This window comes from Bradyrhizobium altum, assembly GCF_020889705.1.
Classification (GTDB): domain Bacteria; phylum Pseudomonadota; class Alphaproteobacteria; order Rhizobiales; family Xanthobacteraceae; genus Bradyrhizobium; species Bradyrhizobium altum.
In genome coordinates this window covers 25,475-48,632 of record NZ_JACMYP010000034.1, presented here as the reverse complement: position 1 = coordinate 48,632, position 23,158 = coordinate 25,475, and the positions used below count along the sequence as shown (strand labels likewise).

General features: G+C 61.9%; 32 protein-coding genes and 5 pseudogenes. 17 read left to right on the top strand and 20 right to left on the bottom strand.

The annotated features are described in order from the left end of the window. Positions 1 to 210 precede the first annotated feature (210 nt). The 6 genes and pseudogenes from H8B02_RS48480 to H8B02_RS12245 form a co-directional block, all read right to left on the bottom strand. Positions 211 to 341, bottom strand: a pseudogene (locus H8B02_RS48480) (DUF892 family protein); the annotation flags it as partial. Positions 342 to 466: 125 nt separating this feature from the next. Then, positions 467 to 823 carry a PRC-barrel domain-containing protein gene (locus H8B02_RS12260; protein ID WP_229166463.1) on the bottom strand — a complete coding sequence of 119 codons (357 nt, stop codon included), beginning with the start codon at positions 821 to 823 and terminating at the stop codon, positions 467 to 469. Between the two features lie 80 nt (positions 824 to 903). Then, entirely contained in the window at positions 904 to 1,506 is a 603-nt protein-coding gene (locus H8B02_RS12255; RefSeq protein WP_229166462.1) for a cysteine hydrolase family protein, read from the bottom strand. Beyond that, complete coding sequence (locus H8B02_RS12250) at positions 1,493 to 2,041, bottom strand: DUF6328 family protein (protein ID WP_229166461.1); 549 nt, start codon at positions 2,039 to 2,041, stop codon at positions 1,493 to 1,495. Before H8B02_RS12250 ends, H8B02_RS12255 begins: the two co-directional genes overlap by 14 nt. Positions 2,042 to 2,091: 50 nt before the next feature. Further along, positions 2,092 to 2,385, bottom strand: a pseudogene (locus H8B02_RS48885) (DUF6328 family protein); the annotation flags it as partial. A gap of 618 nt (positions 2,386 to 3,003) precedes the next feature. Then, complete coding sequence (locus H8B02_RS12245) at positions 3,004 to 4,371, bottom strand: histidine kinase (protein WP_312000834.1); 1,368 nt, start codon at positions 4,369 to 4,371, stop codon at positions 3,004 to 3,006. 38 nt (positions 4,372 to 4,409) lie between these two features. Between H8B02_RS12245 and H8B02_RS12240 the strand changes: the two genes are divergently transcribed. Next, positions 4,410 to 5,054: a response regulator transcription factor gene (locus H8B02_RS12240; protein WP_229166467.1), complete on the top strand. Its 645-nt coding sequence runs from the start codon at positions 4,410 to 4,412 to the stop codon at positions 5,052 to 5,054. Between the two features lie 139 nt (positions 5,055 to 5,193). Here the strand turns inward: H8B02_RS12240 and H8B02_RS12235 are convergent, their stop codons facing one another. The 10 genes and pseudogenes from H8B02_RS12235 to H8B02_RS12185 all read right to left on the bottom strand — a co-directional run bounded on the left by H8B02_RS12235 (position 5,194) and on the right by H8B02_RS12185 (position 11,977). Continuing rightward, entirely contained in the window at positions 5,194 to 5,763 is a 570-nt protein-coding gene (locus tag H8B02_RS12235) for a hypothetical protein (RefSeq protein WP_229166459.1), read from the bottom strand. Between the two features lie 369 nt (positions 5,764 to 6,132). After that, complete coding sequence (locus tag H8B02_RS12230) at positions 6,133 to 6,279, bottom strand: hypothetical protein (RefSeq protein WP_229166458.1); 147 nt, start codon at positions 6,277 to 6,279, stop codon at positions 6,133 to 6,135. A 191-nt stretch (positions 6,280 to 6,470) separates the two neighbouring features. After that, complete coding sequence (locus H8B02_RS12225; protein ID WP_229166457.1) at positions 6,471 to 6,800, bottom strand: hypothetical protein; 330 nt, start codon at positions 6,798 to 6,800, stop codon at positions 6,471 to 6,473. Positions 6,801 to 6,880: 80 nt separating this feature from the next. After that, positions 6,881 to 7,368, bottom strand: a pseudogene (locus H8B02_RS12220) (Hsp20/alpha crystallin family protein). Positions 7,369 to 7,452: 84 nt separating this feature from the next. Further along, positions 7,453 to 7,911: an Hsp20 family protein gene (locus H8B02_RS12215; protein WP_229166456.1), complete on the bottom strand. Its 459-nt coding sequence runs from the start codon at positions 7,909 to 7,911 to the stop codon at positions 7,453 to 7,455. An 822-nt stretch (positions 7,912 to 8,733) separates the two neighbouring features. After that, positions 8,734 to 8,907: pseudogene (locus H8B02_RS12210) on the bottom strand (ATP dependent DNA ligase); the annotation flags it as partial. 1,528 nt (positions 8,908 to 10,435) lie between these two features. Then, positions 10,436 to 10,612: a hypothetical protein gene (locus H8B02_RS12200; protein WP_229166454.1), complete on the bottom strand. Its 177-nt coding sequence runs from the start codon at positions 10,610 to 10,612 to the stop codon at positions 10,436 to 10,438. 32 nt (positions 10,613 to 10,644) lie between these two features. After that, positions 10,645 to 10,827 carry a hypothetical protein gene (locus tag H8B02_RS12195; protein WP_229166453.1) on the bottom strand — a complete coding sequence of 61 codons (183 nt, stop codon included), beginning with the start codon at positions 10,825 to 10,827 and terminating at the stop codon, positions 10,645 to 10,647. Between the two features lie 610 nt (positions 10,828 to 11,437). Further along, complete coding sequence (locus H8B02_RS12190; RefSeq protein WP_229166452.1) at positions 11,438 to 11,614, bottom strand: hypothetical protein; 177 nt, start codon at positions 11,612 to 11,614, stop codon at positions 11,438 to 11,440. Between the two features lie 42 nt (positions 11,615 to 11,656). After that, positions 11,657 to 11,977 (bottom strand): hypothetical protein, encoded by a 321-nt coding sequence (locus H8B02_RS12185; protein ID WP_229166451.1) that lies wholly within the window; start codon positions 11,975 to 11,977, stop codon positions 11,657 to 11,659. Between the two features lie 227 nt (positions 11,978 to 12,204). Here H8B02_RS12185 and H8B02_RS12180 point away from each other — a divergent pair, with 227 nt between their 5' ends. Both H8B02_RS12180 and H8B02_RS12175 read left to right on the top strand, forming a co-directional pair. Next, the gene (locus H8B02_RS12180) at positions 12,205 to 12,669 is read left to right on the top strand and encodes a hypothetical protein (protein WP_229166450.1); all 465 of its coding nucleotides are present in this window, start codon (positions 12,205 to 12,207) and stop codon (positions 12,667 to 12,669) included. Between the two features lie 528 nt (positions 12,670 to 13,197). Next, positions 13,198 to 13,378: pseudogene (locus tag H8B02_RS12175) on the top strand (cold-shock protein); the annotation flags it as partial. A 293-nt stretch (positions 13,379 to 13,671) separates the two neighbouring features. Here H8B02_RS12175 and H8B02_RS12170 read toward each other — a convergent pair. Further along, positions 13,672 to 13,959 (bottom strand): methyltransferase, encoded by a 288-nt coding sequence (locus tag H8B02_RS12170; protein ID WP_283842181.1) that lies wholly within the window; start codon positions 13,957 to 13,959, stop codon positions 13,672 to 13,674. Between the two features lie 133 nt (positions 13,960 to 14,092). Between H8B02_RS12170 and H8B02_RS12165 the strand changes: the two genes are divergently transcribed. Beyond that, positions 14,093 to 14,434 carry a DUF1236 domain-containing protein gene (locus tag H8B02_RS12165; protein WP_229166448.1) on the top strand — a complete coding sequence of 114 codons (342 nt, stop codon included), beginning with the start codon at positions 14,093 to 14,095 and terminating at the stop codon, positions 14,432 to 14,434. 98 nt (positions 14,435 to 14,532) lie between these two features. Continuing rightward, positions 14,533 to 14,823 (top strand): hypothetical protein, encoded by a 291-nt coding sequence (locus H8B02_RS12160; protein WP_229166447.1) that lies wholly within the window; start codon positions 14,533 to 14,535, stop codon positions 14,821 to 14,823. Positions 14,824 to 15,043: 220 nt separating this feature from the next. Here H8B02_RS12160 and H8B02_RS12155 read toward each other — a convergent pair whose 3' ends face one another. Beyond that, positions 15,044 to 15,454 (bottom strand): hypothetical protein, encoded by a 411-nt coding sequence (locus H8B02_RS12155; RefSeq protein ID WP_229166446.1) that lies wholly within the window; start codon positions 15,452 to 15,454, stop codon positions 15,044 to 15,046. Positions 15,455 to 15,736: 282 nt separating this feature from the next. Between H8B02_RS12155 and H8B02_RS12150 the strand changes: the two genes are divergently transcribed. From H8B02_RS12150 to H8B02_RS12130, 5 genes are all read left to right on the top strand, one after another. Continuing rightward, a complete protein-coding gene (locus H8B02_RS12150; protein ID WP_229166445.1) occupies positions 15,737 to 15,946 on the top strand; it encodes a hypothetical protein in 210 nt (69 codons plus the stop codon). 12 nt (positions 15,947 to 15,958) lie between these two features. Then, complete coding sequence (locus H8B02_RS12145; RefSeq protein ID WP_229166466.1) at positions 15,959 to 16,351, top strand: hypothetical protein; 393 nt, start codon at positions 15,959 to 15,961, stop codon at positions 16,349 to 16,351. Between the two features lie 110 nt (positions 16,352 to 16,461). Beyond that, positions 16,462 to 16,671, top strand: a complete 210-nt coding sequence (locus H8B02_RS12140; RefSeq protein ID WP_229166444.1) for a hypothetical protein — start codon at positions 16,462 to 16,464, stop codon at positions 16,669 to 16,671. A 131-nt stretch (positions 16,672 to 16,802) separates the two neighbouring features. Then, positions 16,803 to 17,903 carry a glycosyltransferase family 4 protein gene (locus H8B02_RS12135; RefSeq protein WP_229166443.1) on the top strand — a complete coding sequence of 367 codons (1,101 nt, stop codon included), beginning with the start codon at positions 16,803 to 16,805 and terminating at the stop codon, positions 17,901 to 17,903. Positions 17,904 to 18,096: 193 nt separating this feature from the next. Continuing rightward, a complete protein-coding gene (locus H8B02_RS12130) occupies positions 18,097 to 18,291 on the top strand; it encodes a PRC-barrel domain-containing protein (RefSeq protein ID WP_312000835.1) in 195 nt (64 codons plus the stop codon). Positions 18,292 to 18,709: 418 nt separating this feature from the next. Here H8B02_RS12130 and H8B02_RS12125 read toward each other — a convergent pair whose 3' ends face one another. Further along, positions 18,710 to 18,937 carry a hypothetical protein gene (locus H8B02_RS12125; protein WP_229166441.1) on the bottom strand — a complete coding sequence of 76 codons (228 nt, stop codon included), beginning with the start codon at positions 18,935 to 18,937 and terminating at the stop codon, positions 18,710 to 18,712. A 229-nt stretch (positions 18,938 to 19,166) separates the two neighbouring features. Between H8B02_RS12125 and H8B02_RS12120 the strand changes: the two genes are divergently transcribed. From H8B02_RS12120 to H8B02_RS12090, 7 genes are all read left to right on the top strand, one after another. Further along, the gene (locus H8B02_RS12120) at positions 19,167 to 20,258 is read left to right on the top strand and encodes a DUF1236 domain-containing protein (RefSeq protein WP_229166440.1); all 1,092 of its coding nucleotides are present in this window, start codon (positions 19,167 to 19,169) and stop codon (positions 20,256 to 20,258) included. Positions 20,259 to 20,281: 23 nt separating this feature from the next. After that, the gene (locus H8B02_RS12115) at positions 20,282 to 20,596 is read left to right on the top strand and encodes a hypothetical protein (protein WP_229166439.1); all 315 of its coding nucleotides are present in this window, start codon (positions 20,282 to 20,284) and stop codon (positions 20,594 to 20,596) included. Positions 20,597 to 20,659: 63 nt separating this feature from the next. After that, positions 20,660 to 20,818, top strand: coding sequence for a hypothetical protein (locus tag H8B02_RS12110; protein ID WP_229166438.1), 159 nt, complete (start codon positions 20,660 to 20,662; stop codon positions 20,816 to 20,818). Between the two features lie 297 nt (positions 20,819 to 21,115). Continuing rightward, on the top strand, positions 21,116 to 21,331 hold the full coding sequence (locus H8B02_RS12105; RefSeq protein ID WP_229166437.1) for a hypothetical protein: 216 nt from the start codon (positions 21,116 to 21,118) through the stop codon (positions 21,329 to 21,331). A 221-nt stretch (positions 21,332 to 21,552) separates the two neighbouring features. Further along, positions 21,553 to 21,780, top strand: coding sequence for a hypothetical protein (locus H8B02_RS12100; protein WP_229166436.1), 228 nt, complete (start codon positions 21,553 to 21,555; stop codon positions 21,778 to 21,780). 116 nt (positions 21,781 to 21,896) lie between these two features. Further along, positions 21,897 to 22,361, top strand: coding sequence for a hypothetical protein (locus tag H8B02_RS12095; protein WP_229166435.1), 465 nt, complete (start codon positions 21,897 to 21,899; stop codon positions 22,359 to 22,361). Between the two features lie 295 nt (positions 22,362 to 22,656). Then, positions 22,657 to 22,812, top strand: coding sequence for a hypothetical protein (locus H8B02_RS12090; RefSeq protein WP_229166468.1), 156 nt, complete (start codon positions 22,657 to 22,659; stop codon positions 22,810 to 22,812). 31 nt (positions 22,813 to 22,843) lie between these two features. Here H8B02_RS12090 and H8B02_RS12085 read toward each other — a convergent pair whose 3' ends face one another. Beyond that, entirely contained in the window at positions 22,844 to 23,035 is a 192-nt protein-coding gene (locus H8B02_RS12085; RefSeq protein WP_229166434.1) for a hypothetical protein, read from the bottom strand. Positions 23,036 to 23,158 lie beyond the last annotated feature (123 nt).

Here is a 23,158-nt window from a genome sequence, read left to right as displayed (position 1 = left end):
CGGTCAGCCCTCCAAGAGCCGACCACCCATGAATCATTGAAAAATTGATTCGGGAATCCTATAACGCACGGCAAAATCAACAATCTGCCAAAGTAGTGCTCGGCGTCGGAGCTAGGATATTGCGGCGGTCCTGGCTATTACTATCCCGTTATGGCGGTGGGCCGGGCATCGGCGTGAACTTCGGCACACGCGGCTGGCAATCGTCCCGCGGCGCAGCTCGTCACTCTGTGCGGCCTTGGTCATCTTGGGCAAGGCGCTCAGAATCTTCTTCTCGATTAAGTAATCTTCTTCTCGGTTAAGTTGATGTCTTTGAGCGTGTCATGGAAAAGGTCTTGTAGAATCTAAGGTTTGCTCACCGCGTGCCTCCAGATGATAAAATCGAGACGACAAGCCGCGGACTGCCGCGAGTTCCGACGCAAAAGCCTGGCGCGAGCGACGCCGGGCTTTCATAAGTACAGATCTCGTCTCACCAGTAAGGCGAGGCCTGGTAGTAGTCATAGACGCGCCGGTCGTTCTCGCGATTCCAGCTCCAGTCATTGTCGCTGGTGTAGCGCGGCGCTTTGTCCAACTGGTCTCTGGTGATGTTGGTGCGGTATCCGCCGAGATTGGTATCATAGGTTAGGCTCGACCACGGCGTTGGATAGTGATCATCGCCGATGCCGAGGAAGCCGCCATAGCCCAGGACCGCGTAGGCGACCTTGCCCGATACCTTGTCGATCATGACGCGCTCGATGCTGCCAATCTTCTGCTGGTCGGCTCCATAAACGGCGGTGCCTTCAACCTTGTCACTGCCGATAAGATTTCCTGTCTCGCGTTCTGCCATCACTCTCTCCCGGGTACATGGTTAGAACTTGAACGCGGGCATGACGAGCTCGTTCCTAGCGCTGAGAGCGTCGCAGGAGATTATGGCCGCCAGGTATCCAGCACCTCGTCCGCTTCCGCCAGCTCGATCTGGACATCGAAGCGCTGGGCGTAGAGGTGGAGGGAGGCCTCATGCGCAGCATCGGACGAGGAGCACAAACCGTCTTTCACGACGATGACGCGGTAGCCGAAGTCGACGGCGTCGAGCACCGTTGCGAGCACACAGACGTCGGTCTCGGAGCCGGTCACGAGCAGCGTCTCGACATGCTTCTCCAGCAAATAGGCCCGCAACGCTCCGGTTGCGAAGGCTGAATAAACCGGCTTGTCGATGGAATGAGCGGGCGGCGCAAAGCCCTCGAGCTCGGGCACCAGGCGCAACAGATTGAGATCCATCTTGCCGCGTGTCACCGTCGACCATTTCTCATAGTAAGCGCGCCACATGCCAGCTGCATCTCCCGGCACAACGGGCGGAATAAAGCGCGTGAAGATGGTGCGCTCGGGCGCGCGGGCCACGAGCTCCTGAATGACTGGCACGACACGCGGCATCCACGGCGTGGGCCACGGGCCGCCTGCGGCAAAGAGGCGCTGCATGTCGATGCAGAGATGCGCGGCGCGATCACCGAGTGAGGCCTTAAGCCGTCCCATGCCGTACTTCCCGGTGCCATAGAGGAAGACCGTACCAAGCCGTCAGGAGGGAAACGAACACGGAAGTGCCGATCGCGATGGCACTACGGGTGTCCTCGCTGACGACGTAAAACACGACCGCGACGTCGGCGGCGATCCCGAGCGCGAGGGGAAGCTCGGCTGCGATCACGAGCGCGGAGCCGATGCGGAAGAATTGCGGATCATCCTCGCCGTGATAGGCGAGGCGATGCAGCGATGCGGGCGTCATCAGGAGAAGGATCGAGAATGCCACGGACAGAAGCCCGGCCGCATGGACGGCCTGCATCGAGCCGGGTAAGGCTTGGAAGGATTTTGTCAGCGTCGCTACCAATTGAAAGCCGAGCAGCGCCTGCCCGCCCGGGATGATGACGCGTGCTTCGGTCAGAAGCTGTTCAATCTTGGTTTTGAGCGGCGTCTCACTCTCCGGGGGCAGCGGCTTGGCTTTCCGCCGCAAAGCCATTCCCAACCCGAAGTGGAGGCAAAGTCCGACCGCGGCCAGGCCCGTTCCCACGGCCACGCCAACTTCCTGCCCAACAAGGAAATCGAAAATGCGCCAAGGCCCAGCGTCAGCGGCAGGAGGCTCCAGCCAGTCAGGCTTGTCGCGACATGTAGCGCCCGGTGTCGGCTTTGGCCATGGCAGGCGATGCAGTGATACATGGAGGGGGCAATGAGGAGACCAACGCTGCCGCAGAGCAGCACCAGCGCCGCGCATTGAAGCGAATGCCCCGCTGGCGACACATCCTGGAAATGGTCCTGAAACACCCCTTGAAAAGCAAAGCCGAATAGAACCTGCGCGCCCAGGATAAGGAGGCGGGATTCGTCGAGGGCGGTCTTGAACCTTGCATCAAGTTCTTGCGTCATTGCATTTTTGTGAACTTTTGTTGCGCTTGCTGGTTCCAAATAAAAAGGGCGAGGAATGATGCAAGCATTGCACCCGCTTAGACACCTACGGGCGGCCTTCGCTACGTGCACGAGACTCTCCGCGATGCCGGCCATGCGGTAGGGCGCATGCATGGCGGATGGCGCCGGCCAGCTGTCTTTTGACTAGCCGCGCGTCCTTCAGCCGCCCAACGTCCGGGAGCGGTCCGCACCGGTCAACCGGGGACGCCCGCAACGGGGCAGCTGGGGACCCATAATCTTGTCCGCGGCCACGCGAAGAGCCCCCGCACGTTTCATCGCTTCGATCCGGGCTGGTCCCGGTGGTAGCGCCCGCGCCTTGTCGAGCGCGACTATAGCGTGAGCATCAAGTTCAGGCGCTGAGCGCGACTCAAAAGCTTTCTTCACCGGTCAACCGTTCTTGCCTTGCCGCATTGCCTTGAGGAAGCCTCAGCTGTCCGTGGCTCATATTTAGCGGCGACCTGGCGCATTCCACAGCTCATCATCAGCATCGCTTGGGTCAACACGCCGGTCGATCAAGCCAGACAGCACCGATTTGATAGCGCGCGGGGCCTGCCGAGCGCCTACGCGTTGGCATCTCGTTCACAAAACGACAGCATGGTCGAGCGGAAGCCGGCAACGCACGATGGTCCGGCCTTGCTCGCGCAGCAGATGCAGCTCTCCGTCGAGCGCACGCACGCGTTCGTGCATGCCGGTCAGGCCTCTGCCGAACGTCAAGTTCTGCCGCAGACCAATGCCGTCGTCGGATATTTCGATCTCGATCTGACCTCCGTTAACCGTCACCATGACACCCATGGTTGTTGCCTGCGCGTGCCGGAGCACATTGGTCACACCCTCCTGGATCACCCGATAGGTGGTTTGCGAGAGCAGGCCGTCGAGGACGTTCAAACGAGGATCTATGCGGGATGTCACGCCGAGGCCGGGAGCCTGGGACTGGGCATTGCGCAGCACCGCTTGCACGCTGGCGGTCAATCCCAGTTCTGCAACATAGACCGGGCTCAGGCCCTCCAGCACGCGCCGGTTGGCCTGTTGCAGGGCTTCGGTCGCGCTGAGAATTCCGTGCGCCGGTGAGCCGGGATCGGGTGGGCCCTCGGCGTCGGGATCGGACAGTGCCGTAGCGTTGGCGCGGATGGCGAACAGAAGTGGGCCGATCTCGTCATGGAGCTCGCGGGCCAGCTCGCGGCGCTCGTCGTCCTGCACGGCGACGAGTTTGCGCAGCAAGTCTCGATTGTCGCGGCTGAGGCGCTTCAGCGTCGCGGCGAGTTCATTGGCTTCCGCACAGCTTTTGCGGATCTCGGGTGGGCCGGCCAACGGAATCGCAATGTCATAAACGCCGTTTCGCATCCGGGTCAGTCCGGCACCGAGCTGTGCCAGCGGGCAAAGCGCCGTGCCCGTCGTGAAATAGGCGCTGAGTCCTGCGAGTAGCATCAGCGCTGCGCTCGACGCGGCGATGACCAGGAATCCCACCCATTTTTCCAGGACTTCAGCCGAGAGGTCGGGTCTGAAGACGATATCACCGACATGCGCCGTTCGGATTTCGACCGGATGGGTCGAGCCGAGCTCGGGAATCTGCAGCAGAGCGGTAAACCAGGCGGGAACGCCGCCGCGGTACGTGTCCGAGGCGACGCGCTGCCGCTCGGAACCCGACGGCACGAACGCGATGGCGGCAGGCATGCGGAGCGCGCCCGCGAATGCATCGAGCGTTTGCTGCGGATTGTCCGCGGCGGCGAGCGCAGCGTTCAGCGCATCGGCCACGAGCTCGGCAGAGCGCGCGCCTTGGGCGTTCTCATTCTCGAACTGCTCCGGAGAGAAGGTCTGCAACGCAAGGCCGCCGAGCAGCAATCCGCCGATAACCATTGCTGCCATGGGCAGCAACAGCCGTGCACGAAGAGAGAGGCGGTTCCACAGTCTGGGCACATCGGGCTCCGATCGGTGATTCTTCTCTTTCAATCTCTGCGCTAAGTTTCTATTTTGGCGGAGGAGGAAGCGTGCGCGATACAGTCAAATCAACCACGAGAATATTGATCGTCGACGACCATCCCGTGGTGGTGTCGGGCTGCCGGTCCCTTTTTGCCGCAGACAAGACAGTGAAAATCGATGAGGCCGCAGATGCCAAGGCCGGCCACCGAGCTTTCACACAGAAGCGGCCAGACGTGACAGTCATCGATATCAAGCTGCCCGATGTGTCCGGATTCGAGCTGCTGCGCAGGATCCGCAAGGATGATCCAGACGCCCGTATTATCATGTTCAGCATGAATGACGATCCCGCATTCGTTGCGCGGGCTGTGGAGATGGGCGCCCAAGGCTATCTCTCGAAAAGCGACGATCCGCGCCTGTTCGTCAAGGCGGTGCGCAAGGTCGCGGCCGGCGAACGATTCATTTCGCCTCACCTTGCCGAGGCGATGGCCTTCGCCGGCGCCGCGATCAAGGCTAATCCCGCGTCGCAGATGTCGGCGCGGGAGCTGGAAATCCTGCGGCTGCTTGGCCGCGGCGACAAGATCGTTGACGTCGCAGCAGCGCTCGGTATCTCGTACAAGACAGTCGCCAATAGCACGTCCCTGCTCAAGCAAAAGCTCGGTGCGAAGAACCACTCCGACCTTGTGCGGATCGCCGTCGAAATGGGACTCGGCTGACCCTTGCGCGAATTGAACTAGCCGCGACTAGTGACGCGGCCAGTTCTTCACTGCTGGAAGAACCAGGTCGCATTCGTCGAGGCAACGGAAGCGACGAATGTACCCTTCCGGCAATCTCCATCCGGGCCGTAGCGAAGGCTCACCAGCTCGGTAACTGCCAGCCCTGCCAGTCTGGCGCGCGGTAGCTCGCAAATCGCTGACTGCGTTGTGCAAGGCGCCGCCGACTGTCGCGTTGTGCATGCCGGGCAGGTTTTACGCGTCGAGCGGCTTGCTCAGGCGGCTTCGACGGGGTTAGCCGAGGCGCGTCGGCTTGCGCAACCGCTGCAGCCTGCGCTTCGAGCATCGGAGAGAGGGTGGTGATAGGAGTCGGGTCGGCAGGTGAAGCGGTGACGATCGGAGCGTTGGTATCCATCTGTATCGCCTCGGGCCACTTATGCTGCGAGTGAATGCGGATCGTCACGTGGTCGATGTCGTTACGGGCAATGGTGACTGGCGCTGCCGGAAGATACCAATCCGCGAAAAGCAGCAAGCCGAGCAGCATCGCGCTTGTGAACAGAAAATATCGAAACAGAGGCATCAAACCGTCAACACTATGCAGAGCCGCATATCGGCACCGGCGTCCCTCGTGCTCACGGAAGGTAAACCGCTCGTGCGGACCGCAGGCCTGGGTGTTCGCTTGTGGTCCGCCGATCGGGGTCGTGATCAGCATGCCGGCGACATTGCCGAGGTCATTGCGGTCCCGATGAGCCCGCTGCTCAGGCAAACATGTCGCGCTCGGAGCAGCTTAAGCCGACCGTTCCAGTTGCCGCCGTTGACGCCTGCGCTGTCGTCCCTCGCGTCTGCTCGGTCGCTGCGTCGAGCGGGCGAGGCGGGGGGACGGCAGGTGCGTCAGTCTGCTGCGGGCACAGGCGCAGCTGAAACCTCCGGCACGACCGGCAAGGGTGACAGATTCGGCAAGCGTGAGGATCTCGCGGCCGACGTCGGTCGGTTGCCAGCCCGTTTCGTCCCGCAGCACCAGGCGGTTTGCGAACAGGTCAAGGTCCGGCACGCGGGCGGCGAGACACCGCATTCTCTGCGTTCATTCCGGGCCGCTCGAATTCAGGATGGCAAGATCACGCTTGAGCTCGGCGACGCTGGCGCGCCCGCCCGGATAGCTCGACAGCACCCTCGGGATTGCCATCTGCGACGACACGCCACGCCATGCCACCCCACGCATCACCGACATCGTGGAGGGTCGGGCGAATCTTGTAAAGCGATCGAAAGGCTGGAGGCCTGCGCGGGGACGGGAATAGCCTTAGTGCGCCAACTGTTCGGTGCACCGCGCTTGCCCGCCTCTCACCACGACGACGAAGGGGACGGCCCATGCCGCCGCGGCATTGCCTAGCAGCACCATGGTCAAAATGGCTTGCGTGAACATTAAACGGACCTCCGCTGCACAGCGGCCCAAGGCCGTCGCGGCCGCATGGGGACGCCGCGGGGTCGGGGCGGGTCATCATCCTCGTCGTCCAGCCGCCGCAGCGCGCCGAGGATATCGGCCAGTCGAATGGTGTGGCCCATACCGGGAATCTCACGCAAAGCGGGACAGGATTCGACGGTGAACATGTCGGACGCCCATGACGACAGGATGATCCGCTTCTCCGGCACGGAAAGCTCATCGTCCTTCAGCACGTCCTCCGGCGAGGCATAGTGTGCGGCTGGGTGGAAGATGGGGTTGAGATTGCTGGTGTTCGTGTTTGCGTTACTCATCGGTTGCCTCCCTACGCTCCTTTCTTCGGGACGGGTTCGAGTTGGTGCCGGACGGCGGCGGAGCCGCCGCCCGGATGTCGCTACTGCGTGTTGATGGCGATGCGCTTGACGCCCGCCCGCGGATTCTCGGATTTGGGCAGCGACACGGTCAGGATCCCGTTCTTGAACGACGCTTCCGCCTTGTCTTCTTCAACGTCCTCGAGCGGGATCCGCCGCTCGAAGGCGCCGTAGGCGCGCTCGGTGAAGTACCTGCCTTCGTCGCTGCGCTCGGCTTTCTTCTCGCCGCGAATGGGCAGGACACCGCCGGCGATTTCGATCTGGACGTCCTTCTCCGTCATGCCGGGCAGTTCGGCCGTGATGGTCAGTGCTTGATCGGTCTCACTGAGCTCGATCTTGGGCCAGCCGAATTGCCCTTCCATCAGCGGCGACAGACCGGTCCCGCCGAAGCTGCGGAAGGCATCGTCGAACAGGCGGTTCATCTCGCGATGAAGAGTCATGAACGGATCTTGCCGCGCGTCGGCGCAAGTTCCTGATTCCGCGACCAGGGAATGAGATCACGAATTGCCATTGGTTGTTCTCCTTTGTTGGATGGGGCAGGGAGCGCGGCCGCCCTTGCGAGCCGCCGCGTTCCGCCATCGAACCTTGGCTGGCGTCAGGCTGCCTTCTTCTGCTCGATCCGCGAAGGAGAAGCGCCGCCTGCGATCTGGATCCGGCGCGGCTTCATCGCCTCGGGCACATCGCGGACCAGATCGATGATCAGCAGTCCGTCGCGGAGAGAGACCTCTTTCACCTGGACGTAATCGGCCAAGTTGAACACGCGCCGGAACGGACGCGCGGCGATCCCCTGGTAGAGATACTCGCCGGCCGCCTTCTCGGGCTTCCTGCCCTCGATGGTGAGCGCGTTCTGCTCGGCGATCACCGTGATGTCGTCGGCGCCGAATGCGGCGACGGCGAGCGAGATCCGGTAGTGGTCCTCGCCGAAGCGTTCGATGTTGTACGGGGGATAGTGATCCTCGGTCGCCTGGCGCATTGTGCTGTCGACGAGGTTGGCCAGGTGGTCGAAGCCGATGGTGGAGCGCCACAGGGGCGCGAAGTCAAAGGTCGTCCTCATAACCAAGTCCTCCATAGAGCAAGATGGGTACGAAGGAGCGCAGGACAGGGGTTTCAGACGGGGTCCCGAAGACACCGACCCGGCGCCCGCACCGGGCCCGATCTGGCGCCCGGCACACCGCTCTCGCGGTGAAAATTGACTTAGAAAAACCGAAAGTCGTTTCAAGAGGTAGGCCGCAAAAATTTATAGGCATAGCGGCGACGCTCGTCGTCGCCGCTATGCCGCTTTTTCGAAGGAGTCGGATAGGCGCCTTGGCAGCCGATCGCCGGCGAATATTTTTGCGCCGGGAAATCCCCTTTCCCGGTTTCTCAACACCCAAAAGGGCCTTAAGACCGTCAGGAGTGACAACGATGCTCGATGAAGATATCGCCCTTACTCGCGGGCACCGCAACAACGTGCCGTCGATACCGTTTCAAAGAATTGCTCAACGTCGGAGCTGCTTCTTAGACCGGCTGCCTAGACGGTCGACAAGGACGAAAATTGAGCCGATCACGACAGCACCGACTGCTATTGCGTCGGTGATCAAAAGCACTGGTGGTTCGCGCAAGAGCTTTCCCTCGATGAAAATGGCCGCAGTGCACTGCGCACTGCGGCCCGTCCGGGAAAATTGCCTGTCAGTGAAATGAAAATACTTCCAGCCCGGTTGAGATCGAGGCTGCCGCACGGATTTCGATCAGTGGAGTCTACGGATTTCGATGAGTGGAGTCTAAAGTGCTGTTCCAGTAGATAGGACATTGCGCATGTTGCTGGGCGGTGACAGCAAAGTCCGCCATGCGAGGGCGAAGAAGCCCAGGGTCGACAGCAATCCATGCCCCTCAATTCCAAATCCTCGCGCACGCCCCGGAAAAACGGATGCCGTACCCTCCCTGGGCAGATTTGGCGCGGTACTCGATCTCGACCAGAACCTTGGCCCACCCATATCCCCTTATGCGCAATGCGCTGGGGCTGCGTCTTGCGGATCAGGGGCGTCAGGCGCTCGCGGAGGTCATCGGCCGACGAACGTAATGGTCCGGCTTCCATTTGACCGCACAGATGAGCAACTTTGGCCTCAGCGTGCCCCCTCGCGCTGAGGCCGTTTTCTTGTGCTTGGCGCTATTGGAACTTCCAGGCACCTGACCTGTTGGGGCGCGGGTGCTTACCGCCCCGATCTGAGACGGCTCCTGCAATCCTGCCCCCAAGCCCTGCGGGGGCCGTCTCGATACGGGGTCCCAGCGCCTCCCCATAGGAATTTTCGGTCTGCGCAAAACCGTTCGCAGAAGCTGCTCGCGTTGTTGCCTGTTTGCTGGCCCCCTTCAACGCTGTGTTCACTTGTGTACATACGTCAATCGTCGACGGATGTAGTATCCTCCCGTCACCGAGCGACCCTTGGCTTATGTCGGTGATGAGACCGCTGTCACCGCGCTCCCGCCCTCCTCCCATGGAAAGGGCAGCGCATGACCATCAAGCGCCGTCGATTTAAGCAAGCCTCAAGTCTAGAAGAACGCCTCGCTGATCATGCGATGCGCCTCCGCGCGGCGGCCGGGAAGCTTTCGTCCTGTGCCGAGCGGGAAGATTTGCTTCGCAGAGCTCGGCAGGATGAGACCGCGCTTCACGTCAGCGAGTGGCTGCGGTCGCCTGGTCTTAGGCCGCCAGAGTAAGCCTCTTCACTCATGGTATCGGGCGAGCCCTGGTCGGGAGTGGGTGCCTACGTCGCAGAGGTGAATTGGACACTTGTCAAGTGGAGATAACTCGGGAGGGGCCCTCTCGGTCGTCCCTTTTCCAGATACACTTGGGACCGCGTGAAGCGCACGACGGGACGGCTCCGGCGCCCGCCGCTGCCTAACAAGGCGCGCCGGGGCCGTCTCGACTGGCTCCGATAACACAACGCCGCCCGCTTAAAATGCATGCGGGCGGCGTTGGCTCTAGCCCCAGGAAGGAAATGCAAAATCCTGATAACTATGAGGATGCGGACGCAGGCCGAAGGTACATGCTCCGGATCGCTGCAGAGAAGGTAGCTCGTAAGGGCTACGCGAACAGGTCCGTGCCGGCTTGCCTCATCTGCGTGAACGTGCCGTTCTCGTGAACGGGCTCCAGCCAGCATGCGCGATCGCCAGCTTCAGCCCCGGTGTATTTGGCCGGCGTCGCCTTATCCTTCGCAGGAAGGGGTCGTTCAGCTTCGCGATGTAGATCCGGCCGTCCTGCTATGACTCAAACGCTCGTGCATGCTCCATGAGCCTGCGGGCGGCTTTCTCGGGGTCGGAGTAGGGACGATCTGCGGTGAGTTTCATAGGCGAGGAATCACGACTTCCATCCCGCACTGAATGGCACCGCGTGGCCAACCCCGTCATGCCAATTCGGAACGGGGCCCCTGTCCGCGTTCATAGCGGCCAGTGTAGACTTCGATCTCAGCCATTGGCTTGATCTCGCCTTGGGGCATAGCCCAGACATGGGCACCAGATACCGGTTTTGCGAATCTGGATTTGCATATCCATGAAGCCAAAACGACTGGCGGAACGACGCCGATCAAGGGGCGATCCCGTCTTTCTCAGCGCTGCGCAACAGTCGAATATGTTGGATCGGCGGGGATCTGTGCTTCGTATTGCTTAGCTTTTTCAAGTAGCGCGTCGCGAACTGGACCTTCCGGCAAAAGCGCGGCTTGATGGCGTGCCTCTCTCGCGCATTCTGCTAGTTTACTTGCCAGTTCCTCCTTCTCGCGATCCATAGTCGTTCCTCGGAGCAGCCAAGAAAGCCACGCTAGCGCGGTTGGCTCGTGTTTTCTTGCCACGTCGGCGAATGCTCAGAAATCCACTTGGTCGCGTCGTGCTCCGTAACGAAACCCTTGATGACTTCGGTTTCGCCATCGGCCCACAGAATATCGATCCTCCAGCCGGTGCCGGGGTTTTTGCAAGCCATGAAAGCTGGTCGCTGCTCGATCATTGCTTGACTATGCGCCGACGGTGGCGAGCTACAAGCCAGTGATCCTGCCACACTTCGCTTTTTTTGGTGCGCCGAACGACGGCGGTCATTGCTTCTCTGCGGGGAGCCGATGCCGCTGGGCAGCGTTGGAGCCGGGGATCGTGGTGGAGTTTCCGCCGCGGAGCCGCGCCAGTGCAGTCCCCCGGCCAGAGTTTGGTGCCTCTGGCCGCGCCAACCAATTTGCACCCATTGGCGCTTGCGGCTTGAGCTGAGCCGGAGGCCGTTAACCGCTCGCGGTGGAGCAGTTTGGGCAAACGCGCTAGTTGCTAAGAGCAGTTCGAAAGTCCAACCAGCGGCTTCATGTCCGTCCCCAGAGTTTTGTTGGTAGCGCCTAACTGCGCACGAAATCTCGCAAGATCTCGAAGTTTCATCGCGGTCCGGCCCTTGCGGAAGCTTCCGAGCGGTGGCTTTTAGCTTCACCGCCATTTCTTCTAGCGCCTGTAAGGTCGGTCATCGTCATTTCTTCGCCCTAGGCTCATCTGGACCGGTCGGCCGAAACGATGCTCATCACTGCTTCTCTGCGGGGAGTGCTGATGCCACTCGGCCTGCCTATGCGCGCGCCAGGGCTGGGTTAGTATGTGAGAACCAGTAGGCGCTGCACAATCGCGCCGAGGCAAACGAGTACCACCAACAGCTTAAGGAGATTCGCCAACCGGCGATCCGGGGCAAACTTTTCGATTGCCCAAAAACAGATTGCTCCCACCACAACGATGATCAGAATGCCGATTAAGAGTGTAATGATCGACATTGTGCAGGTCTCCTCCGCGCTATTTCTTCGCCTCGAAACAGTTCATTTCCGGTTCCGGTCGCGACGCACCTTCTGGAATTCCTCGGGACCTTTGATGAGCTTGCGCTTGCGGCTGGCTTGATCGTCCGCGCTGGCTGCAGGATCGGTCGCCTTGTCGATTGCAACGCCTGCCAACTCCCGGGCGCGTTGCCTCGGGCCTTCGTGACCCCGCCGGTCGTCGCGCTCAGGCTGGGGCTTGGTCGATATGGTCAACCCGAGTTCGACCAACCGCCGGAGGGCTTCAGACAGAGAAGGCAGATCCGGTTGATATTCAGCCCATCTGACTACGCTCGCGCGCATTTCAGGAGATGCGCGGAACCCCATTAGGGGATCCTTGCCCGTAGCCGGCCGGCCTCGCTTTTTAGGTTGAACTTTTATTGACTTCTTCATGATTTAGGTTGTACCTTAAAAGCGCGCCGAGCGGAAGGTGGGTGCTTCGGTCGCGGCTGTGACCGAGCCACGAAGGAGTGGAATCCAGATCACCCAGGCTAACAGCGTGCATCGCACGCTGCCGTCAAGCACGTCTGCAATCTACGCAGACAATCCCCCCGTTGCCCACTGATCGTCAAAGCGCGCTCGGGCGCCTCGGTAAGCTGCGACAGAAGGCCAGCGCCGAGATCGAAAGGCTGGTCGACTTCCTCGATGCCAGCGACATCGATCCGGACCTTGAGGAGATCGACATGTGCGAGCCGATCGGCGATGAAGAAGCATCCCTCGGTTCGCTCGATCGGGCCGCGAACCAGGACCGCTGGGGCGACGGTGCCCATTCATGGGGGGCCGGCGATGTTGATCGTGAGCTAGACCGGGGCGACGATGAGCCGAGCCTCGGTGCCGTTGAGCTGCACCCATGCTGCCTCGAATCGCCCAACGGCTCTAACCCGACAGGCAACCAAACCCATTGGGCCGCAGGCGGGCTCCGAGATCTCAAGCACGACCCTGCGGAGTCCGGCATCGCCGATCTGGGGGCCTTCTCGAGCAATCGGACCAAGGGATTGGGACCGGGGGGCGTGGCATGAACCAGATAACCCGAGGGATCGGCCTGCAGATGATTGCGGGTGCTGCAGCCGCCTCAGCGCTCAGCGGACTAGCCGGAGCCGCCGAGGCTTCCGCTGATCCAGCACTCGCCGCCATCGCCAACATCGACAAGCCTCGGCGACCACCTGGCTTCCATCTACGCATGCGATTGGGCGGAGGTACAGATGCGTACTACGACGCCCAAGACCACAACGAAGCCTGCTGTCACGCTGCAAGAGATGCCGCGTGGGAGCTGGCGGCAACGATACCCACCACCCTTGCTGGCAGTCGCCGCCGTTCTCCAGTTCACGAACGAGGTGGAGGACGAGGGCGATGAGTGGCCCGACGCCGACGACCATCGGCCGGGAAGGCTGGCACTACCAGCTAAGGCAGACGATGGCCGCTGCGGAGATGAAGTTAGCGACAGCGTGAGGATGGAGAGCCCGCCGGTTCACGCCGACGGGTTTTGCTTTGCGGTATGCTGCGCTAGCGATAGGCTGGCATCATTGCTTTAAGAGGGAGAATGCGACGTGGCGACGGGTACTGTGAAATGGTTCAATCCAGTCAAGGGATTTGGATTCATCCAGCCACAATGGCGGCAAGGATGTATTCGTGCACATCTCGGCGGTGGAGAAAGCCGGTCAAAGCAGCCTCAATGAGGGTGCCAAAGTAGGCTACGAAGAGAGGGAAAACCGGGGCAAGACGTCGGCGGAGAATCTGAGAATGGGCTGACGAACTGTAGCCGGGAGCGAGCCCGCCGGTTTAGGTCCGGCGGGCTTTTTCTCGGCGCTCAGATATCCCAGCCCGCTACCCTTAGCATTTCGTTGCGATCTTCCACGGTCATGCACGCTTTCGTCGAATAATCAAGTGCAACGAGCTTGCCCTTGAGCCGCCCCCAATCGGAGGCCTTGTATTCGAAGGCTCGCCGTCCTCGCCGGGGAAATAGTCAATCGGGGAAGCCATCGGTATCGAGCAGTATTCTATGGTCAACATAAGATAGCGGTTCAGCGGCTGTCATGATCAACAAATTGCTGGCCCCAGTCCGGCTGGTTTGGCTGGGTGAGAAAGTGCTCGATCATGATGACACGCGCTGGGGGCATCATCACAGAGCGGCAGCGCCGTAAAATTGAAATCACGCTCTCGTCGCTCTCATCCATCAGAACGGATTTGATCAAATAAGCATCGCCGCCCTTTGGGATGCTCTTGAATGCATCCCCGCCCATGATCTCGCAGCGATCCGCAACGTTCACGCCTGCGAGCAAGTCTTTTGCCTTGACGACAACATGTGGCAGATCGAATTAGTCCGTGTGGCAATTAATTCCGGTCACCCCGCGAAAAAAGAGGAAGTGCTCCTGTCGCCCTCGAGGAACATTGCCTTCATTCACGTGTTCACGCAGCGCCGCATGGAGCGGCGAGGAGAGACTCATGAAGAAGCTGCTGCTGATGTCCGCGGCCGCCGCGCTCATCTCGACGGGCGCGATGGCTCAGTCGACGGTGGTCACCACCACAGGCGCCGGTCATGCCGCCGTGCAGATCGAGCCGGAATACCGCACCAAGATTCGCACCTACGTGACCGAGCACAAGATCCGCCCGGTCGAGACGCGCGAGAAGATCGTCGTCGGCCAGCCCGTGCCGCGCGATGTCGAGCTCGAGGCGGTGCCCGCTGACTGGGGTCCGTCGCTCACCAAATACCGCTACATCTACTCCGGCGAACGCGTGATGCTGGTCGATCCGTCGACGCGCACCGTGGTCCAAGAGGTGGACTAAGTCCACCGCGGCGGGTCGCGTCGAGGATGCGGCCCGCCTCATGCCGATAACCCCGGCACCCGCCGAAAAACCATCCCTTGCGCAGCGAGCGCCGGTCCATGCCGATCTTCCGATATTTCGCGTTCGTCGGCGGGCTGCTGCTGGCGCTGCTCTTCGCCGCGGACCGCTACCTCCCGACTCCGGTCGAGCGTACCAACGCGACCGACCGACAGGACGACCATCAGGATCCGGTCGGCGAGGAGCCTCCCGGAGAAGATCGTCGTCGACACGCGGCCGCGCGCCGATGCTCCGAGGATGGCGCAGGCTCACCCGATGCCGGGGGAACCGCAGCAATCGGCGCGAGAGGCGATGGCCTCGACGATGCCTGCAGCGCCACCTCCCTACGTTAAGAAAGAGCTGCTTGGGCGCAACCGGGCGGAAGCTCGTCCGCAGGCAAAGCGGGGGGCGAAATCCGCGAGAAGGCCAGCCGAATCCCGGCTGGCATTCGAGCGGCACGATTTCTTCGCCGACGGATGGTGGTGACCTGCAATATCCGACTTCATCACGCAACAAAACGGGCCGCGCTCGTTCCGAACGCGGCCTGACGGGGCCGAGAGGGAGGGCGCCGCCTCACCAGTGGTGACGATGCCAGCGGTGCCGCACGACTGGATAGGCGCCGCCGTAATAGGCATACGCCGGCCGGACAACGCGACGGTACCGGTAGCCATAGGAGACCGGCGCCGTGTAGTAGGTCGTGGCGTAGCCTCCGCCCCAGCGGTAGGGCGCGTCGTACCCATAGTCGTAGGCGTAGGGTCTGCCGTAATAGCCGGCGCCGTAGTAGCCTGGGGCGTAGTCGTAGTAGCCCGGCCCCCAGGCATACGCCGAGGAGGCAAGCCCGCCGATCACCGCGCCGGCGATCAGGCCGCCGGCGATACCCGGTCCCCAGCCACCTCGCCAATGAGCTTCGGCGGGCGACGTCGGCGCGATCGAACTGAGACCGAGAGCACCGACCGTCGCCGTCACCATTGCAATCTTCCTCATCGGATTACTCCTTTCCACGTTTCCTTGCCCGGCCGAACAACGGGAAAAACAGGCAATGGTTGCTAGTCGCCTCGATTCCGAGGGGAATGGATGCTCGTCGCCGCCGGCGTCACTCGAAATTTTCGAGCTTTATTTCGGCCGAAGCCGGGTTCGATCCGCGTGCGGTACGGCGACTATCGGAGCTTGCCGAGCTGGACTTCGAGTGTAGACTTGCCGGGATATTGGGGCGCTTAACACTGTTGATTTCGGCGCCCATGAGATCGCGCTACGATTGTTTTTCCTTTGGGGGGCCCATTCGATCCGGCAACGACCGCGCTTCTGCGCGCCGTCCTCGACGAAGTCTGCGAAGACGTCTCGCGCTATGAGACCGGCGCCCGCACTCACGTGGCGTCCAGGATTCTGGAAGCCGCGACGAATGGCGACACTTCGCGCGACAGGCTGAAGCAGGTCGGCCGCGAGGCCCTTCAGGACGCGCCGACGATGTGGCGGTAGGGGGGAGCGGGGCTGAATTTCCAGGTCACGGCGCTGAAGATCCTGGTGAGCTATCCCGACGGTTTCGCCCTCATGGCGGACCTCAAGCGCGACATGGCCATCCGGGCGACGAGCGGACGTGACTGGGCCGAGCGGACCAAACGCTTGGCCGCGCGCGTGCCGGATCTGGACATCTTCTCGCAAGGACTGGTGGAGGGCCTGAGCGGCGGTTGGCGCATCATTGAGAAGGGCCGCCGACAATTGGAGTTCATGGAAGCCCGGCCTGACGAGCCGGATCCGGCAATCGAACCACCAGTAGCTGAACGGTTGCCGACGCCTCGCCTTCCCTCCTCAGCACGGCTTGGTCGAGTCCAACGCCGGCAGCGCCGCCGAGCTCGCGAGCGCGCGCGGGCGAAAGCTTCCTGATAGACTACCGAGCGCTTCTCCGCCAAAGGTCGAAGCTTCGGGAAAAACTAGAAACTTTCGCCATCGCGCTGAGTTGACAGCGACTGGATGCAGTCGCTCGGAGCGTGAGGATGGTTGACGGAGTCGCAGTGAAAAGAGCGGCAGAGACGGCCTGGACCGTGTATCGGGCGGCGCATCCTGACGTCGACGTTCAGGACAGCCGCCGCTGCCTGCTCGAGCGCTATCTGCACAGGAAACGGGAAGAGCGAGAGAGCGATGCCGAAGAACTCGCCAGCTTCGGGATAGCCTACCTGCACCAGCTTCCCGAAGACGAATGTTGACGGGCATGAAGATGTTCGTCGCGCGCGCGGTTCGCGAGAGCACAAGGCCCAGTTGGACGCTGCTCGCGATTTCATACCTCATTTCCGCGGTCATCGTGATTGTCCTGCGGTTCGTGGTCGGGGCCTAGCCGATGCGGATCGCCCAGCTTGCTCCGTTGGCCGAGAGCGTTCCACCGAAGCTCTATGGCGGCACGGAGCGCGTGATCGCCTGGCTTGTCGACGAACTGGTCGGGCTCGGACACGACGTCACCCTGTTCGCGAGCGGAGATTCGAAGACGAAGGGAAAGCTCCACCCTGTCTGGCCGCGCGCGCTACGCCTGGGGCGGAAGGGTGCGGATCCGAACGCCGCATGCGCGCTGCTGATCGAGGCCATCGCCGAGCGCGCGGGCGACTTCGACGTGATCCACTCCCACGTCGACTGGTTGCCTCTTCCAGTGCTGAGCCGGACCGGCGTGCCGTTCCTGACGACGATGCACGGCCGGCTCGACCTTCCCGGTCTGTCCGACGTGATCGAGGCTTTCGCGAACGCCGCCTTCGTCTCGATTTCCGGCAACCAGCGTCGACCGCTTCCGGACGCAAACTGGATCGCGACGATCCAGCACGGTCTGCCCAAGCATCTGCTACGGCCCTCCTATGAACCGGGCTCGTACCTGGCCTTTCTCGGGCGACTGACGGCGGACAAGGGACCGGAAGCCGCCATGCGCATCGCACGCGCCGCGCGGATGCCGCTGCGGATAGCGGCCAAGATACCTCGCGCGGAGACGGCCTACTTCAAGAAGAAGCTCGAGCCGAATATCGATGGCGGGGAAATCAAACTTGTCGGCGAGGTGGACGAAATCAGGAAGCAGCCGTTCCTCGCCGGGGCTGCCGCCTTGCTGTTTCCGATCGAATGGCCGGAGCCGTTCGGGCTCGTCATGATCGAAGCGATGGCGTGCGGGACGCCTGTGATTGCCTACCGAGCCGGCTCGGTGCCCGAAGTAGTGGAAGACGGCGTTACCGGCTTTATCGTGGATAACGAGGAGCAGGCAATCAGGGCGGTAAACGAACTTGGCCGGCTGGACAGAACAGTGGTCCGCGCCCGGTTCGAGGAGCGCTTCGCCGCGAGCCGGATGGCGAAGGAATACGAATGCCGATATCGCGAGTTGGTCGATCGTGGAGGACGCGAAGGATTCGAGAAGGGGTTAGCCAGTTCTCGCCTCACAGTCGGAACGCCTTCCGAATCTCTTCGTTGAGTTGCCATCAGGAGGCTCGCGTGGCAATCGCGGCCGTTGGGCCGGCATCTGAAAGGAGGCCGACGTTCGAGGAGACAATCGAGCTTTCTTGGCGTTACTCTGCTTGGCACTGCCGTGATCGGCGACTCTGCGTTTGCGCAATCCACTCAACCGGCTGATCGCGCCGCGCCGGCTATCACCGCTCAACCGGCCGATGCGAAGATGGCCGCTCAAGGGCAATTGGTGTGCTTCGAACCTGATGGGCCTGAACGTTAACGACGAGGCCAACGAGAAGCTCGGAGACATCAACGAGCTGCTCGTCGACGAAGAGCGACAGATCAATGCGGTGGTAATCGGCATCGGCGGCTTCGTCGGGCGAGCACGATATCAGGCTGAAGTTCGTCGATGAACCGGTCCGGACCAGCTCGAGCAGCACCTCGACCACCTCGCGCGACACCACCACCGGCGCGGCTTCGACGAACGCGAACGACTTGTCCCAGGTGACGCCGTCATGAGCGGCAACAAGGGGCAATTGAAGGGGCTCCCGCTCAAACACCTGGACTACAATTAGGGCGGTGAAAGTTCACAGAGAAACGGCGCCGCTGGGCCCTTTTTTGCCCCTGCAGTGGGTTCAAGAAAGGCTTGCCCGGATTGCGGGCGAGCCATTTTGGGAACTACTGTTCGCTTAGTGCATATGAACTATCCAATAGCCGACGCCGCCAACAACGAGCACGGCGGGAACGGCCCATAAAATCAGTACCGGCATCTTCTTCTCCAATTGCTGTCAGAACGTTTTCGCGAGGCCGGCTAGGCCCTGCGATAGCCGTTTACTGTTCGGTGCAGACCTTGGTGGTCTTCACGGCGGACTCGGCTTCCGTCTTGGTCTTGTAGACGCCGTCGCCCACGACCGTCGTGGTGGTGGTCGTCGGCTTGGTGTCGACGACGGTGCACTTCTTGGTAGTCGCGTCGCGAACGATGTAGAACTCGGCGGCGTTGGCGGCCTGGGTGCCGAGGGCGAAGGCGGCGAGAGCGCCGCAGACGATCAACTTCTTCATGGTGTCTTCTCCAATGGCTTCTAAGTAGCCACTGCCAACGAGAAGGCTCGCAGGAAGTTCCGTTTGTTCCCGATCACTGGGGCGGCGCGCCTCCGCAATGCGGGAATGATTCCCCTGCTGGCTGGAAGAATTTTCGGCTGCGCCGCTTCAGACGATTTACCGAAACTTCCCGATCAGGAACCCGACGCTTTGTCCGGTGTTGTTCGGCGACCAATTAGGAGGATTTCAGATGAACAAGCGTTTATTGTTAGCTACGACCGCCGCAGTCGCGCTCGCGACTTCAGCTCTCGCGCAATCTTCTCCAAGCACGTCGAATCCGTCGGCTACGCAGCGTCAGCAGGATTCCACATCGACGACGCCGTCGACACCGTCGTCCAACTCCTCTTCGGGATCCGCGGAGACCAATCCTTCGGCGAATTCGGCCCAGATGCAGCCTCCGTCATCGACCGGTCAGAGCGCTGCAGGCCAAACCTCTAACTCCGGTACGGGCACCACCACCACGCAGGCGCCCACGTCGAACAACTCTACCAACCAGGCGCAGACCAGCCAGCCCTCAAACCAGACCAATCCGCCTTCGAACCAGGCGCAGACCAATCCGCCTGCGAATAATCAGACGCAGAGCGCGAACCCACCGGCTTCGGGCACCAATCAGGCGCAGTCCCCGACGGGTAGCAATTCGACCACCACGGCCCAGCAGCCGAACAGCCAGCAGAACACGGCCGATCGTTCGTCGAACATGAACGTGAATGCGTCTGTAAACATCAACGATCAGCAGCGGACCCGGATCAGCACGTCGATTTCGCACCTGAATGTGCAGCCGCTCAACAACGTGAATTTCTCGTTGTCGGTCGGCACAGCCGTGCCGCACGATGTACGTCTGCAGCCGCTGCCTGCTGAGGTCGTCGAGATCGTGCCGCAGTACCGGGGCTACAGCTTCGTCCTGGTGAAGGACGAGATCGTGATCGTGGAGCCCTCCAGCTACAAGATCGTCGCGGTCCTGCCGCACTCGGGCCGCTCCACGGCGGCGGCGCCGGCGCGCAGCGAACAGCGGAAGACGACCTTCAGCGACAGCGACCGGGAGGTGATCCGCAAGCACGCCAAGGCGCGCCCGGTCGAGCGCGAGCGTCGCACCACCGGCAGCACGGTTCGTACTGAGATCCGCTCCGGAGAGCGCGTGCCGGAAGGCGTGGAGATCGAAGCGTTCCCCGAAGAGGTTTATCGGGATGCTCCGACCCTTCGCGAGTACCGGTATATCAACCGGGACAGCCGCACTTACATCGTCGAACCCCACGAGCGCCGCGTCATCGAAGAGATCGACTGATCTCGAGCCATAGGAGAACGACCATGAAGACCATCGTTCTAGGAGCTCTCGCTGCGGCCCTGATGGCGTCGTCCGCGAGTGCCGCCCCTCTTGCACCTGCGGCCATCGCGTCGGCTGATGCTGCGGGCATTGAGCAGGTCCGGCTCGTCTGCAACGAGTACGGCCGCTGCTACCAGACCCGTGCCCCCCGCTACGTCGAACGCTATTACGGCAGAGACGACGGCTACGAGGTCCGCCGGAGCTATGGCTACTATGGCGGGCCGGGCTACTACGAACGCGGCTACGGCTATTCCGGCGGTGGCCCCAGCATTTTCAGCTTCGGCACCCGGAGCTGGTGAACCAGGAAAGGGCCGCTCCCTGAGCGGCCCTTTCGTCAGTCGATTACGTCTCCGCGGTGAGGGATGTCTGCTGTTGCGAAACTCCTGGGACAGAAGGAGCAACCGCTGGCGCGGCTCGAAGCCGATCCTGGCTCGAACGAGTGTGCGGAAATCCAGGCGCTCCTCGCCAAGGTCGAGACTGGCCTGAAGCAGGATTCCGCCGCTGCAGGCGAAGACCAATAGCCTGGGGGGCAAAGGATTCGGAGGGAGCTTCGTCGAAGCCTCCGGCTCGCGGCGCTTCCCAGGCTTGGCGGAAAAGGACCCAACTCGGGGGCCGGGGCCATGAGCTGGGGCCGGTACGGGGTTCGTCCCTTGGGGCAGGGATGCAATGCTCCTTCGGCAGATTGGTGCTACCCCGCCCGCAGCGGGTGATAACAATTGGCCATCGACCGGATACATACTTCAAAACTCACCTCTTGGGCCTGAGGAGATCGCGCAGCTTTCGAGGGCCTATGAACAGGCTCTGCGGTCGATTGGTTAGTGGATCGCAACGACCCCCTGACCGAACTGATCGCCAAAAAGATCATCGAGATCTGGTCAGGCCGGCCTCAAGGACCGCCGATCAAGGAAGATTTCGCTGGCACCTGCCGCGTCGCCAGCAGGACCCGCCTGCGGCGAATGCCGCGGCTGGCAATCTGCACGTCGACCATCGCGTCGCGGGGAAGCGTCACCTCCTGGACCGTTTGCTCTCCTTGACCGCGCGCATGACCTCTCCGAAATGAACGATTTCACTCCAACAGTTGGGAAACTCCGACCCCCGACTTGCTCCTTGACGCGGAGCGGCGGCTCTCGCCGATGAGGGCCGACTTCGCGGCTGATGAGCAAATCGCGGAGCTGCAGCCAGGAACGTGCCCCCGATGGGAACGACCGCCTCCGGATCGAATTGATCTCGCGGAAACCGAGCAAGGAGAAAGCTCATGAAATGGATCTTCACGGCGGCATGCGTGGCCGCGATGGCGCTGGCTTTCGCCTCCGGCGCGGACGCGAAGGGTTGCATCAAGGGTGCCATCGTCGGCGGCGTCGCCGGCCACATGGCAGGGCATGGCAAACTCGGCGCTGCCGCCGGCTGCGCGATCGGCCATCACGAGGCGAACAAGAAGGACCCGAACAATTCCAATGCTCAGGCGCCGTCGGGCCAGAAGTGACCTTCCCGCTGCGGGCGCTTCGAGGTGAGGCGGCCTTGCGCCGAAGCCCGTCGGATCCCGACGATCGAAACCGAGACCCCGGTCGTCGGGTCTACATGAGTACTGCAGGAGGCGGGATGAAGCTGGTATCGGCGCTCGTTCTTGGGCTTGTCGCCTCGACCTCCGCCGTCTCGGCGCAACCGGTGAGATGGACCAGCTATTCCATCCCGCAGACAGGTACCTCTGTCGATTTCCCGGCATCGATCTTTACCGAAGAAGCGGGCCGGCCGAACGGTTACGGACAGCGATTTCGGACGGCGGACGGCCGAGCCGACCTTACGATACAGGCCGTAGCCAACGTCTCGAACGATTCACCCGCTGCATTTCTCGCAAAGAAGCATCCGCCCGCGCACATTCAGTACAAGCGCACGACGCCTCGGTTTTTCGCGGTGTCCAGTGATAAGGGCGAGAAGGTTTGGTACAACCGATGCAACTTCTCGAATGGATGGATTCACTGCGTCCTGATTAACTACCCGGCGAGCGAAGAGCGCGAGTGGGACGACATCGTAACGCGCATCAGTCTTTCGCTGAGGGGCAGATAAGTCGGGTGCGGGATGGCTTCGCGCCTGCAGGCGAGAGCGCGCCAGGGCGAGTGGCTCCGGAACGCCGAGGTTCCGGAGAGGCCGCCGCCTTTGGCTATCCTCGCGAGCGCTAGTTCTGAATAGCGGGTCGTGAGACCTTTGGCTATCTGCGACAGGCGCCGTAGTTCAACGGCGGGCGACGGCCCCTGCGGTTCAATGGGGCAGCACGATTATCGTTCCTGCGACCCGCCCCGGTCGCCGCTGAGACCATCGCTCCGAGGATGTGCCAGCAGGTGGGCTCGCAACGAGGGTTGACGTGATGCGAAACGGCGCCGACATCTATCGGAAATATAGCCTGCCTATCGTGCGGGAAATCGGCGGACGGCTGCGTTCGATCATCAAGGAAGAGCCGGAATTGTCTGCCGCCCTGCGTCTGCAATTGGAGCAGCTCCGGAAATCCGAAACCTCCTGACTCGGTCCCCGAGGACGCGCCGATCTATGCCTTACGCGGTAGCCGCCGCCCGCCCAACGTCGGTGATGCGATACTCGATATCTCCGGATGGAAGCGGTTCGGTTTCCACCAGACCCAGCTCCACGAGCCGCGCCACGATTTCATGGTCGAACGTCGGCGGGCTAGCCCAGGATTCGCCGAGGAGCTTCCTCAGAAAATCGCGCTCCAGATCGGTCAGTTCCATCCTCGAACTCCGCTCGGACTTCCAGCATTCATTGCGGCGCGTCATCCGATCCGGCCGCTCGATCCCTGGGATCAACATTTCACCGCGGACTCTGCCGGGAACGGAGGCATCTTGGCCCCGTTT